This window comes from Rothia sp. CCM 9417, from assembly GCF_048513575.1.
In the GTDB taxonomy this organism is placed as follows: domain Bacteria; phylum Actinomycetota; class Actinomycetes; order Actinomycetales; family Micrococcaceae; genus Rothia.
In genome coordinates, this window is sequence record NZ_JBLXXT010000001.1 from 263,554 (window position 1) to 283,928 (window position 20,375).

At 55.8% G+C, this 20,375-nt stretch carries 16 protein-coding genes and 1 tRNA gene; 9 read left to right on the top strand and 8 right to left on the bottom strand.

Translation table 11 applies throughout. The features are described from left to right. Positions 1 to 164: 164 nt before the first annotated feature. Entirely contained in the window at positions 165 to 1,610 is a 1,446-nt protein-coding gene (locus tag ACN082_RS01205) for an FUSC family protein (protein ID WP_419099029.1), read from the bottom strand. 221 nt (positions 1,611 to 1,831) lie between these two features. On the opposite strand from ACN082_RS01205, the gene pstS reads away from it, so the two are divergent. The 4 genes from pstS to pstB all read left to right on the top strand — a co-directional run bounded on the left by pstS (position 1,832) and on the right by pstB (position 5,925). After that, a complete protein-coding gene (gene pstS / locus ACN082_RS01210) occupies positions 1,832 to 2,935 on the top strand; it encodes a phosphate ABC transporter substrate-binding protein PstS (protein WP_419099030.1) in 1,104 nt (367 codons plus the stop codon). Between the two features lie 87 nt (positions 2,936 to 3,022). Further along, complete coding sequence (pstC, locus tag ACN082_RS01215) at positions 3,023 to 3,991, top strand: phosphate ABC transporter permease subunit PstC (protein ID WP_419099031.1); 969 nt, start codon at positions 3,023 to 3,025, stop codon at positions 3,989 to 3,991. Continuing rightward, entirely contained in the window at positions 3,991 to 5,088 is a 1,098-nt protein-coding gene (gene pstA / locus ACN082_RS01220) for a phosphate ABC transporter permease PstA (RefSeq protein ID WP_419099032.1), read from the top strand. The genes pstC and pstA overlap by 1 nt, the downstream gene beginning before the upstream one ends. A 57-nt stretch (positions 5,089 to 5,145) precedes the next feature. Then, positions 5,146 to 5,925: a phosphate ABC transporter ATP-binding protein PstB gene (gene pstB, locus ACN082_RS01225; RefSeq protein WP_419099033.1), complete on the top strand. Its 780-nt coding sequence runs from the start codon at positions 5,146 to 5,148 to the stop codon at positions 5,923 to 5,925. Positions 5,926 to 5,969: 44 nt separating this feature from the next. On the opposite strand, the gene ACN082_RS01230 is transcribed toward pstB, so the two are convergent. The 4 genes from ACN082_RS01230 to ACN082_RS01245 all read right to left on the bottom strand — a co-directional run bounded on the left by ACN082_RS01230 (position 5,970) and on the right by ACN082_RS01245 (position 10,167). Beyond that, on the bottom strand, positions 5,970 to 7,457 hold the full coding sequence (locus ACN082_RS01230) for a polysaccharide pyruvyl transferase family protein (RefSeq protein WP_419099034.1): 1,488 nt from the start codon (positions 7,455 to 7,457) through the stop codon (positions 5,970 to 5,972). Positions 7,458 to 7,459: 2 nt separating this feature from the next. Then, entirely contained in the window at positions 7,460 to 8,434 is a 975-nt protein-coding gene (locus tag ACN082_RS01235) for a glycosyltransferase family 2 protein (protein WP_419099035.1), read from the bottom strand. A gap of 105 nt (positions 8,435 to 8,539) precedes the next feature. After that, a complete protein-coding gene (locus ACN082_RS01240; RefSeq protein ID WP_419099036.1) occupies positions 8,540 to 9,550 on the bottom strand; it encodes an inorganic phosphate transporter in 1,011 nt (336 codons plus the stop codon). Further along, positions 9,550 to 10,167: a DUF47 domain-containing protein gene (locus ACN082_RS01245; RefSeq protein WP_419099037.1), complete on the bottom strand. Its 618-nt coding sequence runs from the start codon at positions 10,165 to 10,167 to the stop codon at positions 9,550 to 9,552. The genes ACN082_RS01240 and ACN082_RS01245 overlap by 1 nt, the downstream gene beginning before the upstream one ends. A gap of 493 nt (positions 10,168 to 10,660) precedes the next feature. Here ACN082_RS01245 and ACN082_RS01250 point away from each other — a divergent pair, with 493 nt between their 5' ends. Continuing rightward, the gene (locus ACN082_RS01250; protein ID WP_419099038.1) at positions 10,661 to 14,578 is read left to right on the top strand and encodes a S8 family serine peptidase; all 3,918 of its coding nucleotides are present in this window, start codon (positions 10,661 to 10,663) and stop codon (positions 14,576 to 14,578) included. A gap of 156 nt (positions 14,579 to 14,734) precedes the next feature. Here the strand turns inward: ACN082_RS01250 and ACN082_RS01255 are convergent, their stop codons facing one another. After that, positions 14,735 to 15,439 carry a histone acetyltransferase gene (locus ACN082_RS01255; RefSeq protein WP_419099039.1) on the bottom strand — a complete coding sequence of 235 codons (705 nt, stop codon included), beginning with the start codon at positions 15,437 to 15,439 and terminating at the stop codon, positions 14,735 to 14,737. A gap of 122 nt (positions 15,440 to 15,561) precedes the next feature. Between ACN082_RS01255 and ACN082_RS01260 the strand changes: the two genes are divergently transcribed. Further along, positions 15,562 to 15,634: transfer RNA gene (locus ACN082_RS01260), tRNA-Lys, on the top strand. Between the two features lie 388 nt (positions 15,635 to 16,022). Here ACN082_RS01260 and ACN082_RS01265 read toward each other — a convergent pair. After that, positions 16,023 to 16,448 (bottom strand): hypothetical protein, encoded by a 426-nt coding sequence (locus tag ACN082_RS01265; protein WP_419099040.1) that lies wholly within the window; start codon positions 16,446 to 16,448, stop codon positions 16,023 to 16,025. A 365-nt stretch (positions 16,449 to 16,813) separates the two neighbouring features. Here ACN082_RS01265 and ACN082_RS01270 point away from each other — a divergent pair, with 365 nt between their 5' ends. Then, positions 16,814 to 17,707 carry a DUF2268 domain-containing protein gene (locus tag ACN082_RS01270; protein ID WP_419099041.1) on the top strand — a complete coding sequence of 298 codons (894 nt, stop codon included), beginning with the start codon at positions 16,814 to 16,816 and terminating at the stop codon, positions 17,705 to 17,707. A gap of 17 nt (positions 17,708 to 17,724) precedes the next feature. Further along, the gene (locus ACN082_RS01275) at positions 17,725 to 18,501 is read left to right on the top strand and encodes a MerR family transcriptional regulator (protein ID WP_419099042.1); all 777 of its coding nucleotides are present in this window, start codon (positions 17,725 to 17,727) and stop codon (positions 18,499 to 18,501) included. Between the two features lie 356 nt (positions 18,502 to 18,857). On the opposite strand, the gene ACN082_RS01280 is transcribed toward ACN082_RS01275, so the two are convergent. Then, positions 18,858 to 19,700, bottom strand: coding sequence for a sulfurtransferase (locus ACN082_RS01280; RefSeq protein ID WP_419099043.1), 843 nt, complete (start codon positions 19,698 to 19,700; stop codon positions 18,858 to 18,860). Between the two features lie 150 nt (positions 19,701 to 19,850). On the opposite strand from ACN082_RS01280, the gene ACN082_RS01285 reads away from it, so the two are divergent. Beyond that, on the top strand, positions 19,851 to 20,360 hold the full coding sequence (locus ACN082_RS01285; protein WP_419099044.1) for an asparaginase domain-containing protein: 510 nt from the start codon (positions 19,851 to 19,853) through the stop codon (positions 20,358 to 20,360). Positions 20,361 to 20,375 lie beyond the last annotated feature (15 nt).

Genomic DNA, 20,375 nt, shown 5'->3' on the forward strand with positions numbered 1-20,375 from the left:
AGTTGGCAGGGACTTACACTGGGCTTTGCTCGGTATCATGCCCGCTAACTTCCCTTAAACGCCAGCCCCGAGCCAGTTAGCGGGCACGATACCGAGCTGGGCAACTGCCCTAGAAGACCAGCCCCGCATCAGCTAGCGGGCACGACACCGAACTGAAGGGGAACTTACTTTTCGGGGCTCCGCCCGGTTTCAATCTTCTGCTCAATAAGGGCTAGCTGCTGGGTATTTAGCTCCTGCTGTTTCTCCACGCGGGCAAGGCCAGCCGTCAGCTCTGGAGCCACCTTCACAGTTGCCTGTGGCCCCGTAGGCTCCTGCCCACCAGACCGTGCAGAAGCCCGGTCCTTAGCCCGCAAAACAATAGTAAGCTGTTGCGTATCGGCCCGGTGCTTTTCCTCAACCAAGGGCTGCTGAGCCGATTTCAAGGGGCTAGGCTGAACCGGAATCATACTGGTAGTCGGAGCGTGCTCAGTCATAGAATCACCCAGCGGAACCAGCATAGACTCCGCCTCCGCATGAGTCAGCCCCGAGGCCTCCAAAAGATCCACCACCAGCGGGCGCAACATTAAAACCAGGGCTTCCGCCTCCATACTCTGAACACCCATCATGTGGGGCTCTAACCGCCCCGCTAAGAGCGACAAATTCTGGCGTGCCTGCATCATGCAGGCTGAACGGGTTTTAGCCTCCGGCGCAGACATACCTTCACCCAAAATCCCGATAGCATCACCAATGTGGGTAAGGGCCTGGGCAATTGAGCTAATTGCCCGGTGCGAAATCTGCACGTTATTAATGGTCGAAGCCATACGACGATTAAGCACCCGGGTATTACGGATCGCATAGTCAATCTTGCTTAGAACCTGACTATAGCGTTCCAGCTCTTTCATGTGTGACCGACCGGTCCAGGCCAACTGAGCCATCCCCTTAGAGGTAATAATGTCCTTCTCACAGGTGGTATAGAGAGGCTGAAGCCTACGGGCACTACCCAGTGCATACCAGGCCTCCTTACCGTCATAATGCTCCATTGCCGTCCCAGCATCACGGAAAACAGAAGCAAAAGCACTCATCAACTTGCGGGCGTTCTCACGCGGAGTCCTGCGCGGATCCTTAGGGAAGAGAAACATCAACAAGAAAGCGCACAAGCCACCCACAATCCCGTCAAGACTGCGGCCAAAAGGCCCGTCCGCATTAGGTGGCAACAAGACAACCAGGCAAGACTGCAAACCCATCTGAATAGTAAAAAGAATCCCGTTATCCAAGAACCGGGCCAACATAATCGACAGGAACATCACTAAGCCAGCCTGCCAAATCCCTTGACCCAGAACTATCATCATGAGATCACCCATCAAAATACCCAGCGTCACCCCAAAAGAAACCTCAAGGATACGGCGGGCATGAGTAGCACCCGTGATATAGCCCAGCGACACAATTGCAGCGGTCGCGGCAAAAATCGGTTGCCTATGGCCCAGAACTTGCTCAGCAAAGAGATAAGCGCCAATACCAGAGACCACAATCTGAAGGGACTGGAAGAACCCCTCCCTCATACGAATCACACCCAGGCGACCCCGGTGCGCTGCCTTCTTCCTGATGACACTAACCTGCTGACCAAAACACATGCCTACCATTCTAGTAGGAGCCCATCACCACCCCACCTTCCCAGTCTTAACGCCCTCTGTGCGCCCTCTGTTCACCCACCGTTTACTCAGTGCTAGCCCACCTGCTACCTAAGCTCCCTAAAGTCATAGACGTTAGATACCTGACCAACTGTTCAACGGTTGTCGGCCCCACCCAAACACGGTCGGCACAAGAGAGCACACAAACAAAGGATCCTCATACCGTGAAGGCTAAGTCACTCGCTCGCTGGAGCTCACTTGCATTTGTTGGCGCACTCGCCCTCACCGCTTGCGGCTCAGATAACGCAACCGGAACCGGCTCCAGCGCCGGTGGTAGCTCGTCCTCCCTCCCCTCAAGCGCCCTGACCGGTGTTGGCGCATCCTCACAGCAGGCAGCCATCACCGCCTGGGAAACCGGCTTCGCCAACATCGGCGGTACCGTCCAGTACTCACCCGATGGCTCCGGTGCTGGCCGCGAGGCCTTTCTGGCTGGTGGCGCCGCTTTCGCAGGCTCCGACCGCGCCCTCAAGACCGAAGAGTGGGAAAAATCCAAGGAAGTCTGCGGCCCCGACGGCGCAATCAACATCCCGGTCTACATCTCACCCGTTGCTATTGCCTTCAACCTGCCCGGCATTGACTCCCTCAACCTCGATGGCGAAACCATAGCCAAAATTTTCAAGGGTGAAATCACCACCTGGAAGGATGCAGCTATCGCCTCCCAGAACGAGGGCGTCACCCTGCCCGACACCAAGATCACCGTGGTACACCGCTCCGATGACTCCGGTACCACCGAGAACTTTACCGAATACCTGCAAGCCGCCTCCAACGGCGCCTGGGACGTAGAAGCAGACGGTAACTGGCCCTCCCAGTACTCCGGTGAATCTAACAAGGGCACCTCCGGTGTTGTCTCCACCACCTCATCTACCGAGGGCGCTATCACCTACGCTGATGCCTCCGCTATCGGCAACCTCGGCAAGGTAAACGTCAAGGTCGGTGATGATTACGTTGAGCTCTCCGCAGAGACTGCCGCAAAAGCCGTTGAACTTTCAGAGCGGGTAGGCGGCATGAATAAGAACGACATGGCAATCCAGGTCAACCGCACCCCCGAAGACCCCACGGCCTACCCCGTAGTCCTGGTCTCCTACCATATCGTCTGCTCCGGCTACTCAGATGAGGACAAGGCAAGCCTAGTCAAGGCCTACGAGAGCTACGTCGTCAGCGAGCAGGGCCAGATGGACGCTGCAGACGCAGCCTCATCTGCCCCTCTGACATCGGCACTGAGCACTGATGCCCAGAAGGCAGTCGAGTCCATCACCGTTACTAAGTAACTCTCACCCCGCCAACGGTGCGGCTAGTTGTGATAACTAGCCGCACCGTCTCGAGTAAGACAAGGCCAAAGGCTCAAATCAATTACTATGTCAACTACCGAAGTATCGCAGCATGGCCCAGCAGGTGGCCGCGCGAAAACTCAAGACCTGCCCGCTGTCGGCAACCCAGCGGCCGACAAAATTTTCTCGGGTATTTCCCTGGGTGCGGGTGTCCTAATCCTAGTCGTTCTTGCAGCTGTTGCTATCTTCCTGGTGGCTCAGGCTCTACCGGTCTTCACCTCTGACCCGGCTGAACTGCCCAGCGGTAGTTTTGTTCAGTACATCGGGCCGCTGGCCATCGGTACACTGATTGCCTCGGCTATCGCCCTACTCCTTGCCACCCCTATCGGTATTGGTGTAGCGCTCTTTATCTCCCACTACGCCCCGCGTAAGCTGGCCCAGAGCATCGGCTACGTCATTGACCTGCTAGCAGCTATCCCCTCCGTTATCTTCGGTGCCTGGGGCGCCTCGGTGCTAGCGCCCAAGATTGTTCCTTTCTACGACTGGCTAGCAACCTACTGTGGTTTCCTGCCCATCTTTGCCGGTCCCGCCTCGCAGACCGGTAAAACCATCCTGACCGCGGGCATCGTGCTGGGCATCATGATTCTGCCCATCATCACCTCCATGTGCCGTGAGATTTTTGTTCAGACCCCGCTCCTGCAACAGGAAGCCGCCCTGGGGCTAGGTGCAACTCGCTGGGAAATGATACGGATGACGGTCCTTCCTTTTGCCCGCGGCGGCATCATCTCATCGGTCATGCTAGCCCTAGGCCGCGCCCTGGGCGAAACCATGGCTGTGACCCTGGTACTAGCCTCCGGCCCACTGACCGCTTCACTCATCACCTCAGGTAACCAAACCTTCGCCTCGGAAATCGCCCTGAACTTCCCCGAAGCCTACGGGCTACGCATGTCAGAGCTGATTGCCGCCGGTATGGTGCTCTTCGTCATCACCCTCATGGTCAATATCATGGCCCGCATGATTGTGTCCCGCTACAAGGACTTCTCAGGAGCTAACTAATGTCTGTAGCTAGCAGCAAATCCCGCTTTACCAGCCGCCAGGCCCCCCGCTGGCTTGCTCCGGCTGTTGGTCTGGGCGCTCTTATCCTGGGCGCTGCAGCCAGCTCCCTCATGGGTTTCTCCATAGCAACCTTCGCTGTTTTCTCCGCGCTCATCTTTGTCCTGGCCGGGCCACTAGCCCTAGGCTCCATTGAAGGCAAACGAAAGGGGCAGGACGCCTTTGCCAGCTACCTGGTCTATGGCACCTTCCTTCTAGCTCTGCTGCCCCTGGTGTCGGTTCTCTACACCGTACTCACCCGGGGCATCCCCGGCCTCTCCGGTAACTTCCTGAGTACATCCATGAAGGGCGTCACCGGCGTCCACGACAACGCGGCAGCCGAGGGCACCGGACCGGTACTGGGCGGTATCTACCACGCCATCCTTGGCACCTTAGAGATCACCCTGCTTGCCACCGTGATCTCTGTGCCGATTGGCCTACTAACCGCTATCTACCTGGTTGAATACGGCCAGGGTAAATGGTTGTCCAAAGCAATTACCTTCTTCGTGGACGTTATGACGGGTATCCCCTCAATCGTGGCCGGTCTTTTTGCCGCCTCTTTCTTCGCCCTTATCTCGGGTGACCCTATGAACCGTATGGGTCTGGTCGCTGCGGTAGCGCTATCGGTGCTCATGATTCCCACCGTAGTTCGTAACGCCGAAGAAATGCTCCGAATCGTGCCCAACGAACTGCGTGAAGCGGCCTACGCGCTGGGCGTGCGTAAATGGCGAACCATCATGAAAGTCGTCATCCCTACCGCAATCTCAGGTATCGCATCCGGTGTCACCCTGGCTATCGCCCGAGTTATCGGTGAAACCGCCCCGATTCTGGTAACCGCAGGCTTCGTCACCTCCATCAACTGGAATGCCCTGGGCGGCTGGATGGCCACACTACCCACCTACATCTACTACCAGATCATGTCACCGACCAGCCCCACCGCAGCCGGAGTTTCCGAGACCCGCGCCTGGGCGGCGGCACTGATTCTGATTCTGATTGTGATGATCCTGAACCTAACAGCCCGCCTTATCGCCAAATTCTTCGCCCCCAAGACCGGGCGCTAAGCACCCGGCCCGAGCGGCCTCCCTCTTTAGAGACTTTATCTTGAAAAAGGAAAACACATGTCAAAGCGTATCGACGTTGAAAACCTGAACGTGTACTACGGTGACTTTCTCGCGGTAGAAGATATCACCATGGCCATTGAGCCACGAACAGTGACCGCCTTCATCGGCCCCTCCGGCTGTGGCAAGTCAACCTTCCTGCGTACCCTCAACCGCATGCACGAAGTTATCCCCGGCGCCCGGGTCGAAGGCAAGGTCCTGCTCGACGGGGACGACCTCTACGGCAAGGGAGTAGACCCCGTGACCGTGCGCTCGCAGATCGGCATGGTTTTCCAGCGGCCTAACCCCTTCCCCACCATGTCAATCCGTGAAAACGTCTTAGCAGGGGTCAGGCTCAACAACCGCAAAATTTCTAGGAGTGACGCCGATGAGCTGGTTGAGAGCTCGTTGCGCGGTGCTAACCTCTGGAAGGAGGTTAAGGATCGTCTAGATAAGCCGGGTTCCGGCCTGTCGGGCGGTCAGCAGCAGCGCCTGTGCATTGCCCGCTCCATAGCGGTCAAACCTGATGTAATCCTGATGGACGAGCCCTGCTCCGCCCTGGACCCTATCTCTACACTGGCCGTGGAGGATCTTATCAATGAGCTGAAAGAAGAGTTCACCGTGGTGATCGTGACCCACAATATGCAGCAGGCCGCTCGCGTCTCAGACAAGACCGCCTTCTTCAACATTGCGGGAACGGGTAAACCGGGCAAGCTCATTGAATATGCCCCCACCCAGGAAATCTTCAACAACCCCCGAGAAAAGTCCACCGAGGATTACGTCTCAGGCCGTTTCGGCTAAAAAATAAAAGAAGCCCAGCTCCCAGACGGGAGCTGGGTTCCTTTTTACTCTCCGCGCATCTTGCGGCGTACCCAGCCGCGTAGAGTGGCGTTTTCTTCTGCCTCAATCAGAGAATCAGCCAGCTCCGCGTTCCTACGCTCGAGTTCATCGGCGCGGGCTTGGGCACGGTCGCGCTGGAGCAGACGCTGGTAGTCCCAGGAAAGCGCTCGGTCACTTTCAGCGCGAGCTAGGGAGGCTGCCAGCGAAATCTCGGCAATATCGTCACGAACCAGCAGATTAGTGAGATTCCATTCACCGGTAAAAAGCGTGGGAGTACTGTCTAGATTTTGGATAGTTGGGGCCAGATGGCTGCTCTTGTGGGTTAAGACAGTGGATACGGCATCCCACCACTGAGCTGAGAAAGCACTCAGGCGGTTTGTGCGTGCTTGCAGGCTTGCAGAAAGCTCAGGGCGTAGCTGAACTACCTCGTGCAGTGCCTCAAGGGGGGCTGCTGAGTTTAAGAGGGCCAGGGGTATAGCGTAGTTCTCTGCACCGTACTGGCTCATCATTCCTCGTACCCGCATGTCGGTAAAAGCATCGGGTAGCAGGGCTACGAAAGGAATACCCGCTGAGAGGGAAAATACCCCGGGGTGGTAGCGGGTCGAAAAACCGATGTAAGCTCCCCTGTGCACCTGGACGGCGTCGTCTGCATGGACGACCGGTAGCTCAATGGGGTTCGAGAACATGTGTGAGGCAATCTCTCGGTGAACCGCTACATCGCCCTGTTGCTCCTGCTGGGGCTGGCCCATATGGGGCAGGAAGACGGTACCTAGGCCGTACTGGCGGTGCATATCGTCCAGAATCTGACCGATTATCCGGGACTGCCCGGAGTTCAAGCCGTTGAAGGTGGCACAGATATAGTTCTCGGGCAAATCAACAATCGGGCGTCCGGGTAGGGAACGGTGCTTATGCTGGTAGAAAGTAGCGTCATCTGCAATGAGGTTAGCTTTAAGACCGCGGGACAGGGCCCAGCTGTAGGAGCTAGATTCGCGCAGGCCAACGAGCTGGGCTATATCGAGCATCTCGTGCAGAACCTTTGCATCGGCTTCGGTAAGAACCGGTCCCAGAGACTGACCCGAAATAACCAGGGGTATTTGATAGGCCTGAGCGATCAGAGCATAGGCAACCCGCTCGTAGAGTAGCCAGCCATAGGTGGAGTTCATATTGCCGCCACCAGCTATAACTATGCCGTCTACTGCTGATACATTGTGCACAAAATCTGTGATTTCTGACCGCGCTGGTGCACCTGCTAAATGAGCGCGGAGCTCAGCAATATAAAGCTCACGTTCAGCAGGGGGCCAGGGTACCTGCAGGGTTGCCATATAGTCGCTTGCGGACCCAATATATTGCCTGGAATGTTCGACGTCACGGGTTGCGATGACAACATCGAACCCACGGCGGGTCAGCTCGTCAGCGGCTGCAATGCCCATAGTCTCGTCTCCCACATGGTACTGAACCTGCCCTAGATCGGCGAGCACAAGAATACGTGGCATAGTTAGCGGGTTCCTTTCACCAGGCGAGCCAGGCGGGATTTGAGCGAGAGCGCCCGCTCGATGCGGTTAAGCTGCTCTGTGGTGGTACGGGTTATTTCTTCTAACCGGTCCAGCTTACTGTTGATAGCTGCCAGCTCGTCAAGGACACGGTTGGTCAAATCAATATTATGCCCTACTCTGCCATCGACTTGATTTGCTAGGTGTGCCTGAAAGAGGTAGGAGCCTAACCGACCCTGCTGCGAGAGGTCTTCGCGGATAGCCCGCGCACGAACCTGCCCGTCGAAGATATCGTGGAGTATCTGCCCTGCATGGATGCTGTTGGCATTAGAACCATCTGCTTGGGGCCTCTTGGACCAGTGAGCGAGGTTCTGCTCGATAAAGTGTACCGGGTAGCGGGAGGCTACCCGGATATTGAATTCCCAGTCTCCGGTCACGGGTAAGGATTCGTCGTAGTAACCTAGCTCTTCGTGCAGACTCCGGCGGTAGAGGATAGAGATGGGGACAGCTCGGTTGATACGCATGAGGTCTTGAATCGTGATGTCGTTGAGGGAACCCCAGAAAGGCCGTGATTCGATGAATTCTAAGGTGCCCTGATCGGTGATACGTTCGAAATATTCATCAGTGCGTACGGTGACTATCTGCCCGTCGGTTTCTTCCAGGGCCGCTACGGTAGTTTCCAGGAAAGTTGGTTCCCAGAGGTCATCATCGTCATGAATGGCTATATAGGTCGATTCTGTGGCTTTGATGCCCAGATTAGATGCGGCCTCCATACCCTTTGATGAGCCCGAATGGATGACCTGGACCTCCCTAAGGCCCTGAGCTTCTGCAACCAGTTGCTCTACGACTTTACGGTCCCCACCGTCGTTAACGACTGCCACCGTGTAGTCCGTGTAGGTCTGTTCGGCGATATTAGCTAGCGCTCTCCTCAGAAAGAGAGGCCGATCTTTGGTGCGAACGATAATTGCAACTTTTGGCATGGTGCTTTCAGCTTGTTTGGGGCGAGGTTCTCTTCCCAATATATCGAATGGTGACTGACTCCGCGATGTTGGGGTTTGCACCTGTTTATGGGGAAAGACCCTGAGCTAAAGCAGGGGTGAGAGAGCCAAGAACAAAACTGCTGAGAGTATGAAGCAGGCCGGCAGAGTGATGACCCATGTGAAAATAATGCGCACAACAATTTTGAGACGAACTGCTGCGAACCGCTGGTTAACCCCGGAGCCTAGAACTGCCGATGCTGATAGGTGGGAGGACGATACCGGAGTGTTCAGGAAGAACTGCAGAAGCACGAGCGCTAAAGCGGTGGAGCTTTGGGCGATAGCCCCTCGCAGGGGGTCAACTCTGACCATCTGGTGAGCGAAGGTGTAGCCGATACGGGAGCTTCCGCGGGCCGTGCCCAGGCCCAACACCATGGCCAGGAAAATCGCCGATATAACGTAGGTCGTCGGAGCGACATCCAGCCCTGCCGAGAGGAGTAGAACCGCGTATATCACCACAGCTCGCTGCCCCGTTTGTACGCCGTGCACCAGGGATATAAGGGAGTTCGCCAGGGACAGGATAATACGGGAGAACCTGTTGACGGTGGCGGGGTAGGTGCCTTGAAGTAACCCGTAGAAAGGGAAAACAGCGGCCCAGGAGAAACAGAAAAGGACAAGGGGAACCAGGACCAGGGGAATGATGAGGAAGGTGGTGAGCGGTTCAGAAAAGGGGTTAAAACGGCCAAGCCCTACTGTTTGTGCCGCCCAGGCAGCCCCCGCAAGGCCACTGATGAGCGCGTGGGTTGAGGACGAGGGCATACGGAACCACCAGGTGATGAGCCCCCACATGACTGCGGCGGTGAGGGTTGCCAGGATCATGCCCAGGCCGGTCTTGCCCTGGGGAACAGTAAGCCAGTGTGTTGTCACCGATCCCAGAGCAAGGCCGGTGAGGGCCATGCCCAGAAAGTTAAAGAGGGCGCTAGTGCGTAAAGCTACCTTGGGTGTGAGTGCTCGTGTCTTGACGGGGATCGCTGTTGCATTGGGAGCATCGTGAAAACCTGTCACAAAGGTGAAGCCGATGAGGGCTATACAGCTAAGGGCGAAGAGAAGCAGGGTCACTAGGATTCCTGAACGATGATACGACCGATTTCTGTGGCGACGGTGCGCATGGCTTCGGAGGCTTCAACCAATTTATGGATAAACCGCCTGGTTTGCAGATAGCGGCTCTGCTTGTATCGGCCCTGGATATCGGCATCGTACTCCTCCGCGATTCTTACGGCCTGTTTGGTGATGCGGAGCATGGTTATCCAGTAGTTGTCCATATCGCGCAGGGTGCTGAGTTTGGGGATGATGCCTGTGGTGAGTACAGCCTGACGCTGAATGAGGTCAAGAAGGGTCGCGGCCTTAGGAGAGAATCTGACAATGCCGTAGAGGTGAAGAATATTTGCGGCGGAGGTGAGCTTTTCAACGGCGGTGTTGAGAGAAACAGCGAGTGCGTAGATATCTTCGCGGGCAATAGGTGTGGAGAAGGAGCTACGAACCGCTGTCATAGTTGCTAGAAGCATGTCGAGTGTTTCAGCTTCGTGGGTGAGTGTTCTTTCGAGCAGTTCGGGGTAGCGGTCTTCGGGGGAACCCACCATTTCGGAGAGCAGGGCAGCGGAAGCTGAGACCTGTTCGGAGAGGCCGGCAAGGGCTTTTAGCGAAGTGTTTTCTTGGGGGAACATGCGCTGGAGCATTTGCCGTTTCTCCTGATGATGCTGTCTGGTCTGCTTGTGCTTATGGTACCGCCAGAAAGTTAACAAATGCTGGGGTGGCGCTACCCTTGGGCACGCAAAAGCCGGACAGCCAGCCCAAGAGGGTGGTGCCCGGCCTAAGCCGTATGAAAGTTGAGGGATGCCAGGCTGGGAGCGCCTCTCGGCGGTAGGCCGCTCGAAGCGGCTAAAGATTTGGAGCCCGGGGCTACCTTAGCAGCCTGACATCTTGTAATACATCTTTCTCCTCTGCGGTGCCTCTGTCAAGCTGTGTACGGGGTCTTTGTGGGGCCTCTAGTGAGAGCAGAAGCGGCCGCTTAGTACAAGTTCTTCTCTGCTGTGTCACCAGTGTGTGGCGGGGGCTAAATATTTGGGTAATAAGCTGGGTTACTATTGACTAAGAATGTGATGTACGACATTGTTATTGTACGCTCGCACTTTTACACACCGTGAATCACTGATTCAAAGGAATCCTTCAATGAATGAAAAATACACACCCAAGAAGGTAGCTCGCGCCAGCGTGGCATCTGTCCTGGGCTTGGGTATGGCCCTAACTTTGGGTCTGCCCGCAGCAAGTGCCCTAGAAGATGCCCGGCTCTTCCAGGGCTCGGTAGACGATATGGTGCAATCTGGCCATCAGATTGGCGACCAGGTTATTAGTCCCTCCATGCAGGCCGCTGAAGGCCAGGTGAGCGTCTTCGTCCAGTTCCGCGGTAAGGGAGCTTACGAGAGTACTCAGCCGGACTCTGTTCTGCAGGGTGAGCAGGCAACTGCCGTTGATGCTCAGGCGCAGGTGCAGGCTATTGCCGCAGCTGTTGAAAAGCAGGGGCAGTCAGCTGCAGCTGCCGCAGGTGCAGATGTTATTTACACTGCCCACAACACCGTACGCGGTGTTGCCTTGCGCGGTGACGCCGCTAAGATTCGTGAGCTTGCCTCGCGTAGTGATGTAGTTAAGATTTCCCCCATCGTTGCCAAGTACCCTTCAAATGCCGGCTCAGCCATTGATACCAAGGCCATTGCCTCCTGGCAACAGACCGGTTTCACCGGTGAAGGTGTCAAGATCGCTGTGATCGATACCGGTATCGATTACACCCACACCCAGTTTGGTGGTCCCGGTACCAGCGAGGCTTACGCTAAGGCTTCAGCTTCGAGCGAGATGCCAGCGGCAGATTCTGGCCTCTACGACCCCGAGAAATTTATTGGCGGTTATGACCTAGCTGGTGATGACTACGGCAGTAAAACTCGCGTCCCTCAGCCAGACGGTAACCCCCTAGACTGCAAGGCCGCCGGTCACGGTACCCACGTTGCTGGCACTGCAGCTGGTTACGCGGTCAACCCCGATGGTAGCACCTTCAAGGGTGACTACACCAAGATCACAGAAGACCAGATGCGCGATATGAAGATCGGTGCTGGCACCGCTCCCGGTGCTCAACTTGTTGGGCTGCGTGTCTTTGGCTGTGAGGGCTCAACCGATCTGACGGGCCTGGCTCTTGACCGAGCATTGGACCCTAACGGCGACGGTAAATACGATGACCGTGTTGATGTGGTCAACATGTCACTGGGCTCCGACTTTGGTGCCATTGATGACCCTGAGAACGCCATGGTTGATGCTCTGACCCGCTATGGAATTCTAAGCGTTGTCGCCGCCGGTAACTCTTCAGCAGCTAAGGGTAATGGGGACACCTACTCTGTCTCCGGTAACCCAGCAAACGCTGTATCCGCCCTGGCGGTAGCCAACTCGATTGGTTCGACTACCTATGTGGATAAGGCAGAGGTAACGGCTCCTAGTGACCTTGCTGGCCAGGTAAAGGGCTCCTACTCGGTTAGTTTCGATTATGCCGCTGCTTCTGAGGAAGAGCTTAGCGGCACCGTTGTCGCAGCGCCCGAGAATAACAAGTTTGCCTGTGACGCATTCCCCGCAGGCACTGATTTTGGTGGCAAGTGGGTCTTTATTGATTGGACCGATAACTTCGAGACCTTCCCCTGCGGCTCTAAGGTCCGTTTCGACAACCTAGAGAAGGCAGGAGCCAAGGGCGTTGTCCTGGCTTCTAACCTGGAGATCGAAAATATCGGCATCGCCGGTAACGCAACAATCCCCGGTATCCGCCTCAGCAAGAGTGATGCCGAGAAAGTTCGCCCGGCAGCCCAGGCCGGCAACCTAAAAATTAAGCTCCAAAGCGACTGGGTGGGTTCTCTGGTTGTAGACTCAGAGCAGTTTGACCGGGTCAATGAATCCTCAGGTAGGGGCGTTCACGGCTCCCAGGGCTTCACCAAGCCCGATGTTGCCGCCCCCGGTACCAACATTGGCTCAGCAGCCGTGGGTAGCGGTAACGGTAAGGCTATTTTCACCGGAACTTCAATGGCTAGCCCCCACGTAGCAGGTATCGCCGCTCTGGTCTACCAGGCTCACCAGAACTACTCAGCTCCCCAGGTCAAGGCCGCGATCATGAACTCTGCTGTTCACGACCTGAAAACCGCTGACGGTGCTGTCCAGTCCGTTGAGCGTGTAGGCTCCGGCCGCGTTGATGCTCTCCAGGCCGTTAACCAGAATGTGCTGGTCTATAACTCAGACACTCCCGCGCAGGTTTCCGAGAGCTTTGGTGTGGTTGAGGTCCTCCCCACGGCCGGTGTTCAGAGCTACACCCGCGACCTGACCGTAGAAAACTACGACTCAGTAGCTCACACCTACGCACTGTCCTTCGAGGCTTCCTCAAAGACTCCCGGTGTCACTGTCTCTACCCCCGGTAGTGTCACCGTTCAGCCCGGCCAGAAGGCACAGGTAACTGTGACTGTGACTGTTGATCCTGCTCAGCTAGCTAAGACACTGGACCCGGCAAGTAGAGCTGAACAGCTTGATTTTGCCCGCCAGTATCTGAGCATTGAGTCAGGTCGCCTGCTCCTAACTGAAGGTGATCAGCAGACCCGTCTGCCTATTCAGATCGCTCCTAAGCCTGTTGCTGATATGAAGGCTGCATCCTCAAGCATTGAATTTGCTAACGATGCAAGCCAAGCAAAGATCGACCTTGAAGGTAGCCCTGTAGATCAGGGCGGTTACACCTCCCTGGTTGGTGCCTATCAGCTGGGCGCTAAGAGCGACCGTATTCAGAGCTCACGTCTTGGTGCTCTGACCAGCCAGCGCGTTGACCTGCAGTACGTGGGCGCTTACAGCAACGTTCCTGAGCTCGAGGCCTCCGGCGGAGATATAGCCAAGGACGGCATCATGACCATCGGCCTTTCAACCTGGGCTAACTGGGAAAATCTCACTCCGACTACAGCAGTAGAAGTGGGAATCGATCTGGACGGTGATAACCGTGCTGACTACGTTGTGATGACACAGCGCCTCCCCGGCCTGGACTACCCGCTGGTTTACACCACCGGCTACGATAAGGGTCAGCTGACTCTGCTGGATGTTCAGCCCCTTAACGGAGCCTTAGGTGATGTTGACACCAACACCTTCGATAGCAACGTCATGGCGCTACCTGTTAAACTGTCGGCTATTGGTTTGGATGAAGCTAAGGCCAAGAACCTGCGCTACTCTGTCTCTACCTACTCCTGGTACGAACCATCCACCGTGGACCAGACCGACTGGATTAGCTACAACCCCTACTCACCTGAGCTCACTTTCTCTGGTAAGAGCTCAGATGCTCAGGGCCTGTTTGTCGATGCACCCGATGCCGACATCACCGTAGACCGCCAGGGTCCCGGTAGCGCTACAAACAATGAGGCCTTGCTCCTGCACTTCCACAACGCCAGCGGTGACCTAACCGGCACCAAGAGCGGTGAAGATGGCGCTAAGGCTGAGGTCCTCAACGTCACCGAGACTAGCCCCTCCGTTGTTGAGGGCAAGCCCCGTTTCACCGATGTGAAGCCCGGCGACCAGTTCTACAAGGAAATCTCTTGGCTGGCTGATCAGAAGATCACCACCGGTTACCCCGATGGCACTTTCCGCCCGCTGAACAAGGTTGAGCGCGGCGCTATGGCAGCCTTCTTCTACCGTATGGCTGGTTCACCCCAGTACACCGCACCCAGCGAATCACCTTTCTCTGATGTACCTACCAGCCATCAGTTCTACAAGGAAATCGCCTGGATGCACGATATGGGTATCACCACCGGTTATCCCGATGGCACCTTCCGCCCCCAGGCTAACGTCAACCGTGACGCTATGGCAGCCTTCTTCTACCGCATGGCCGGGGAACCTGCCTACGCGGCACCGGCTGATTCTAAGTTCAGCGATGTGAAGCCCGGTGACCAGTTCTACAAGGAAATCTCCTGGCTGAACTCGGTTGGCATCACCACCGGCTGGGAGGACGGTAGCTTCCGCCCCGTCACCCCGATTGCCCGTGATGCTATGGCAGCCTTCATCTACCGTTACGACCAGAACGTAGTAAGCCGCTAAGGCCGCCTAGGGGCTAGCCGGTAAAACTTTTACCGGCACCCCAGCAGGTAGATAGGTGAGGGGTCCCGGCCCGCTAGAAATAGTGGACCGGGGCCCTTTGCCGTGCCCAGAAAGTAAGCCAGGCAGAAGCTATTGCCTACAAGGTAGGGCGAACGGCTAGTCGAGGGTGCCCGCCCGCCAGAGCGCAGCGGCTTCTTCAAGTTCCCCTGCCGTACCCAGGAGCTTGCGGGCCGCGGTGCGGAGCCGCTGAGCTCGGCTTGCCCCTTCGGCTTTGACCTCGGGGGAGGGCAGATGGAGAGGATCTGCGCTGTGCCTGTGACCGTGGTCGGTAAGCGACTGTCCGTGCCTTAGTTCTAGGGCAATATCGTCCTGCCCCAAGGAGAGTACTCGGCAAAAAGCGGCAAAGCGTTCCAGCGCTATATCAAAATCACCGGTATAGGCACCGGCCAGAATGGCATCAACGGTGGAGCAGATTTCTTCGGCAGTCGGAGGTGAGGGCACACCAGCGAGGGCCTGGGCCAGGTAGTTGGAGTGCATGCCGCGCTCGTAGTAGTAGCTCATGAGCTGAGCGTTTGCGCGGATGATGCCGCGTAGGGCGTAGATACGCCAGAGGGCTCCTGCCACCGTCACGGGTGCAGCTTGTGCCCAGAGCTGGGCGACCGCTTCAATGCCGAACTCGTCGGTAAAGTGCACCAGCCGTTTGGTGACGGAGGGGTCTTCGTTAGCCCGGCCGCGGGCAAGAAGAGCGCGGGCGGAGGCTTGGGCGGCGGCTGTGAGGTCTTCTGGGCTGGTGTCGCCTTGGAAGCGCTCGAATTTTTCGGTGGAGAACTTGACGGGGCGGTGAAAGCGGGCGGCTGACATAGCTGCTAGTTTAGCCCTAGTTGCTGGGTGCCTGCCGAGCGGATGGCCCAGCAGGTGAATAAGGTTTTGTGGGTACGGTGCTCAGCGTGTATAGTGGTAAGCGCTGAGTTCGTCTCAGTGGAGCGCCTTTAGCTCAGTTGGTAGAGCATCGGACTTTTAATCCGTGGGTCGTGGGTTCGAGCCCCACAGGGCGCACAGCTAAACCCCACCTCACTAGTTAAAACTAGGGAGATGGGGTTTTGTTGTAGGGTCAGAAAAAACCTCAGGTCTCGATAAACTCTCGAAATTCAAACCAAGTAAGCACCCAACACAGCCGCATTATTCGGAGCCTCAGAAAGCCGCTGAATATAGTAAGCCGCCGTGATGTCAGTAGACGAGTGCCCTAGCTGAGCGCTCGCATCTTCCAGGCTAGATGTACGAGCAAGCAAGGTCGCCACCGTCTTACGGAAGATATGAGGGGGCACTGGATAATCTACCCCTCCAGTCTGTAGGTGGGCGATTTTTCGGTGAGCTAACTGCAACGCAAGAGCGTAAAAAGCGCCTGCTTAAGCTACTCAAAAGACGACGGAAAGCGGTAGCGGAGTTATTGCTTGTTGGGGCAGATGGTAAAAACATTCTCAACAAGTTCAACCCAGGCATCAAGCGAGATGCTGGGGTTTATGCCAAGTGCAATATCTCTCATATTCTCTTTGCTGGGGGCGTCAATCATGGTGTATATCGTGTTTCCTTCCCAGTACAAGGGGGAGGAGGGCGAGAACTTTCTGCAGGTGAACTTGCGGGTGAAGATGTAGGGTGCTAGGCATCTGCCTCTAAACTCTGCGGAGCGTGAGACGCTGGAGAACTCCGTACTGTATTGCCAGTCTCTCCAGGCTTGCCAGAAGGCGCTGTCAAAGTTAGTCTTCGATAGTTTCAGCACTGGATCTTCGCCGGTTAGATCTGAATTGACCATACCCAGGGCAAAACCTGCTGAGATGTAGTTATACTGCGTATCTATGGCTATCAATTTCATCTTTCTTGTATCTTACTGTGGTCCTAGCGGCTATCTCACTGTTGCGAATTCTTATTTTTGAGAAGTTTTAGTCGAAACTTACTAGAGGAGAGCGGAACTCAGATAATCGTCCCTCTGAGAGCAGAGCTGATCCTAGCCTTGATTTTAAAAGAAAGGAGCTATAGCCCACGCTCCGTCAAAGCACCCTGATGCAGACTCCAGAGTTATACACATCTGTCCCAAAAAGCATCTCACAGGGCCATCGGGGGATAGCTGGCTAGACACACCATCATCGCCCATATTTACGGCGGCCAGTATATTTGATGAGGTGCATGATTGACCTTGCCGTTGCGTCAATGTTTAGCATTGAAGCCATGAAAGTTTCAATGATTGATAGCCTTGCCAGAATGCAAGCCATGCTGGACTGCTCGCCGGAGCAATGGCTGGAAGAAACCCGCCAATTGTGGGAACCAATGCGCGGTATGTACTTTTTTATCCCCGGTGGCCCTGATTGGACCGTCGTCCACAGTCAGAATTTAGGCTTCAGCCAAGGGGCACCTCGTCAGCAAATAATTAATGCGCTGGGTAAGTTGAAGGATGCCGATGCCTGGAATCGCGTTAATCGGGCCCTCTCGCAGGGGATTTTGGACCTTGCTACGGCCAATCCCCATATACTTATTCCGGATCTGACCGTGTTGCTAGTGCTGGGTGACCCTACCAATCAGCATTTCATGGATGAGATTCGGGGACTGTCGGCTTTCGGCGGGATTAGTGGATATATCGTTATTACGGTCTGGCCCACAGATGAGGTGCTCGGACGGTTGGAAGCGATTGCTTTGCATGAGTTGCATCATAACGTGCGCTATTCGCCTCATGGGGTTGTATGGGATCCACAAACTGTGACTGTAGCTGAGCATGTTATCGCAGAGGGCTTGGCTGACCTGTTTGCCGTACAATCCTACGGCCAGCGTGGCTACACACACTTCGTTACCGACCAGACCAGGTCAAGTAATGACGTTCTGCGTCGCGTTACCGAAGGTCTTGATGTTACGGGGATGCAAGACTTCGTTGCCTGGGTTCTCGGTGACGCAACAGCCCGCTTGTACGGATTGCAACCGGTTGGCCTACCTACTGGAGCAGGGTATGCTGCGGGAACTCGCATTGTTCAGGCATACCTGGACGCAACCTGCCGCACAGCAGCTGAGTGCGTGATTACCCCGGCTTCTGAGGTCCTGGATATCGCACTGCCGCGGTTGGGCCTGACGAAACATGAGTGCTGAATGGGAGAATTTTGATAATGGAGTGGACTATCCATGAAGTTGCAGAGCGGGCTGGAATTAGCCCGCGAACCCTACGCCATTACCACCAGATTGGTCTCTTAGTACCGGACCGAATTGGTACTAACGGTTACCGTTATTATGGATCCACCTCTATCGCACATCTACAACGAATCCTGCAACTTCGTGAAACAGGTATGTCGCTTGCGGATATAGCCACCGCGTTGGAGGAGGGCGGCACTTGTGGTGCCGAAAATAAAACCCTTAATGACCATTTGGCTTACCTAAGCAAGGAACAGAAAGAACTTGCCCGGCGCATCACAGCGGTCAGAAACATCTTGATGATGCGTCGCGAGGGGAAGCAACCTCGGATGAATATGGTTCTAGAAGGTTTCAACGACCGCTATGAAGATGAGGTCATCCAACGGTGGGGCCATAGCGCGTTCGAACAGTCAAACCGCTGGTGGCATACCAAGAGTATCGACGAGCAACGGCGGTTCCAAGCCAATACAGAGAAGCTTTTGGCGCAGTGGGGTGAATTACATGGACAGGGGCTTACTCCTACAGATACGACCACCCAAGATCATGCGGCTATGCACGTAGCATGGTTCGCCCAGATTCCGGGGACACCCTTGCATGCAGGAGATATATTTAAAACCGCCGCCATGCTACGTTGTATAGCCAACCTCTATGCCACTAACCCCGACTTTTACTCAGCTTTTGGCGGGTCGCAAGCCGCCGTTTTTGCCTCCGAGGCTTTGCATCACTACGCGGACGAGAACTATCCCATTGACTAGAGAAAATAGGAGGAAATAAAATCGATAAAGAGCGCAACTGCTCTACTCTAAGTGCCACACTTACCTCCGTGTCACTGTCTGATGTGATTCGGTTAGCTGAGGATTTACCGGTTTGATTTGCAGCATTGCCGGATTCTACAGAAATAAGGATAATTTCACTGGTTCAGTTTGATGCTGCGATATTACATCAGAGATTAGGATCGAGGATGTCCTGGTACATTCAATGGCGGGTTGATTTCTGAATTTCCCACAGGGCGCACAGCTAAACCCCGGTCTTCCTAGGAAGACAGGGGTTTTCTTATGCTTGGGCTGGTAGTGCGCCTGTTCCTGGAGCTAGTTAGCTTTCAACACGCATTTTAGCGCTCCACGGGGCGTACCCCGGCGGGGTCTTCTGCCCCGTACTCAGCCCAGGAACCGTCGTAGACGGCAATCTGCTGGTAGCCAGAAACATAGGCGGCCAGGGCATCCACGCAGGCGGTGATACCGGAACCGCAGGTGAAAATCAGTAGCTCTTTGCCGTCGGCAACCTCATCGACAGCCTTTTTAACTTCATCGGGCTGACGGAACCTGCCCCGTTCATCGAGCAGGCTGGTGAAAGGTAGATTGACAGAACCGGGGATATGCCCGGACCGTAAACCGGGGCGCGGTTCCGGTGCCTTGCCGGCAAAACGCTCAGCGCTGCGGGCATCAATAACCTGTGCTGAATCGTGACCCGCCATGGCCTTGGTGGTCAGGGCATCCACGAAAATCTCTCGGTCTTCTGCAAGGAAAGAGCCAGGGACGAAGGGGCCACGATCCAGAGGGAGCTGTTGGTAGCCAGCTTCTACCCAGGCGGGTAGGCCGCCGTCCAGAACAGCCACGTTGTCAAAACCCATGGCCACAAACATGAACCAACCACGGGCGGCAGAGAACATGCCCTGCCTGTCATAGACCACCAAAGCTGAGTCCTTGTTAATTCCCAGAGCCCGTGCCCTGTCTTCAAACTCGGGTGCACTGAGCATGGTGTGAACGCCTTGGGAGGCGCTGAATTGACCGTCAATATCGAAAGCGCGGGCACCGGGGATCCCCTCGCTTGCCCCTGCAAAGTCACCGACCGACGCGTCCAGAACAATCAGGTTAGGTGCCGTTAGGTGAGCGGCAAGCCACTGTGCCCCTACGATAGGGAAGGTCAGCTTAAGAGGTGCAGTCGCTACAGACATAGTGTTCCTTTGCTCAGTGGAAAATCCTAGGGACCATACTACCGCCCCGAAAAGATAAAACCGTGGACTAGACTTTAATCCAGCAATTCCGCAACCCCCTTAGGCGTGCCAGAGTAAGAGAGCACGTCAGCACCAGTAGAAAGCCAATAGATGCCTATTCAGCACCCCAGCCATATTACCGTTCTGACTACCGGGGGGACCGTGGATAAAATCTACTCCCTAGAGGGGGAACTTATTATTGGCCCGCCCAGCGTTCCCGAGCTCCTGGGCCCTGTGCTCAGCGACATCAACTTCACGGTACAGAGTGTGCTGAAACTCGACAGCCTGGACATGACCGATCGGGACCGCGCAGTTCTTGCCTCCGCCCTCGAAGCGGTAGAGACCCAGCACGTCATGATCACCCACGGTACGGACACTATGCCCGAGACTGCTCGCTACCTGCAAGCGAACAAAAAGGCACAGGGCAAGGTCGTTGTGCTCACCGGGGCCATGCAACCGGCTTCTATGCGGGCCTCTGACGCCAGCTTCAACCTGGGGTCAGCGGTAACTGCCCTGGGGCTTTTAGAACCTGGTATCTACATTGCTATGAGCGGGCGAATCTTCCCCGCGACCACAGTCCTTAAAGATAAGGCGCGGGGAATCTTCACCCAGGGTAACTAAACCCTACCGGGGGAG

Coding starts and splice junctions, on each gene's coding strand:
- ACN082_RS01250 (WP_419099038.1), top strand. CDS start 10,661: ATGAATGAAAAATACACACCCAAGAAGGTAGCTCGCGCCAGCGTGGCA.
- pstC (WP_419099031.1), top strand. CDS start 3,023: ATGTCAACTACCGAAGTATCGCAGCATGGCCCAGCAGGTGGCCGCGCG.
- ACN082_RS01285 (WP_419099044.1), top strand. CDS start 19,851: ATGCCTATTCAGCACCCCAGCCATATTACCGTTCTGACTACCGGGGGG.
- pstB (WP_419099033.1), top strand. CDS start 5,146: ATGTCAAAGCGTATCGACGTTGAAAACCTGAACGTGTACTACGGTGAC.
- ACN082_RS01255 (WP_419099039.1), bottom strand. CDS start 15,439: ATGTCAGCCGCCCGCTTTCACCGCCCCGTCAAGTTCTCCACCGAAAAA.
- ACN082_RS01275 (WP_419099042.1), top strand. CDS start 17,725: ATGGAGTGGACTATCCATGAAGTTGCAGAGCGGGCTGGAATTAGCCCG.
- ACN082_RS01205 (WP_419099029.1), bottom strand. CDS start 1,610: ATGTGTTTTGGTCAGCAGGTTAGTGTCATCAGGAAGAAGGCAGCGCAC.
- ACN082_RS01265 (WP_419099040.1), bottom strand. CDS start 16,448: ATGAAATTGATAGCCATAGATACGCAGTATAACTACATCTCAGCAGGT.
- ACN082_RS01245 (WP_419099037.1), bottom strand. CDS start 10,167: ATGCTCCAGCGCATGTTCCCCCAAGAAAACACTTCGCTAAAAGCCCTT.
- ACN082_RS01235 (WP_419099035.1), bottom strand. CDS start 8,434: ATGCCAAAAGTTGCAATTATCGTTCGCACCAAAGATCGGCCTCTCTTT.
- ACN082_RS01280 (WP_419099043.1), bottom strand. CDS start 19,700: ATGTCTGTAGCGACTGCACCTCTTAAGCTGACCTTCCCTATCGTAGGG.
- ACN082_RS01230 (WP_419099034.1), bottom strand. CDS start 7,457: ATGCCACGTATTCTTGTGCTCGCCGATCTAGGGCAGGTTCAGTACCAT.
- pstA (WP_419099032.1), top strand. CDS start 3,991: ATGTCTGTAGCTAGCAGCAAATCCCGCTTTACCAGCCGCCAGGCCCCC.
- ACN082_RS01270 (WP_419099041.1), top strand. CDS start 16,814: ATGATTGATAGCCTTGCCAGAATGCAAGCCATGCTGGACTGCTCGCCG.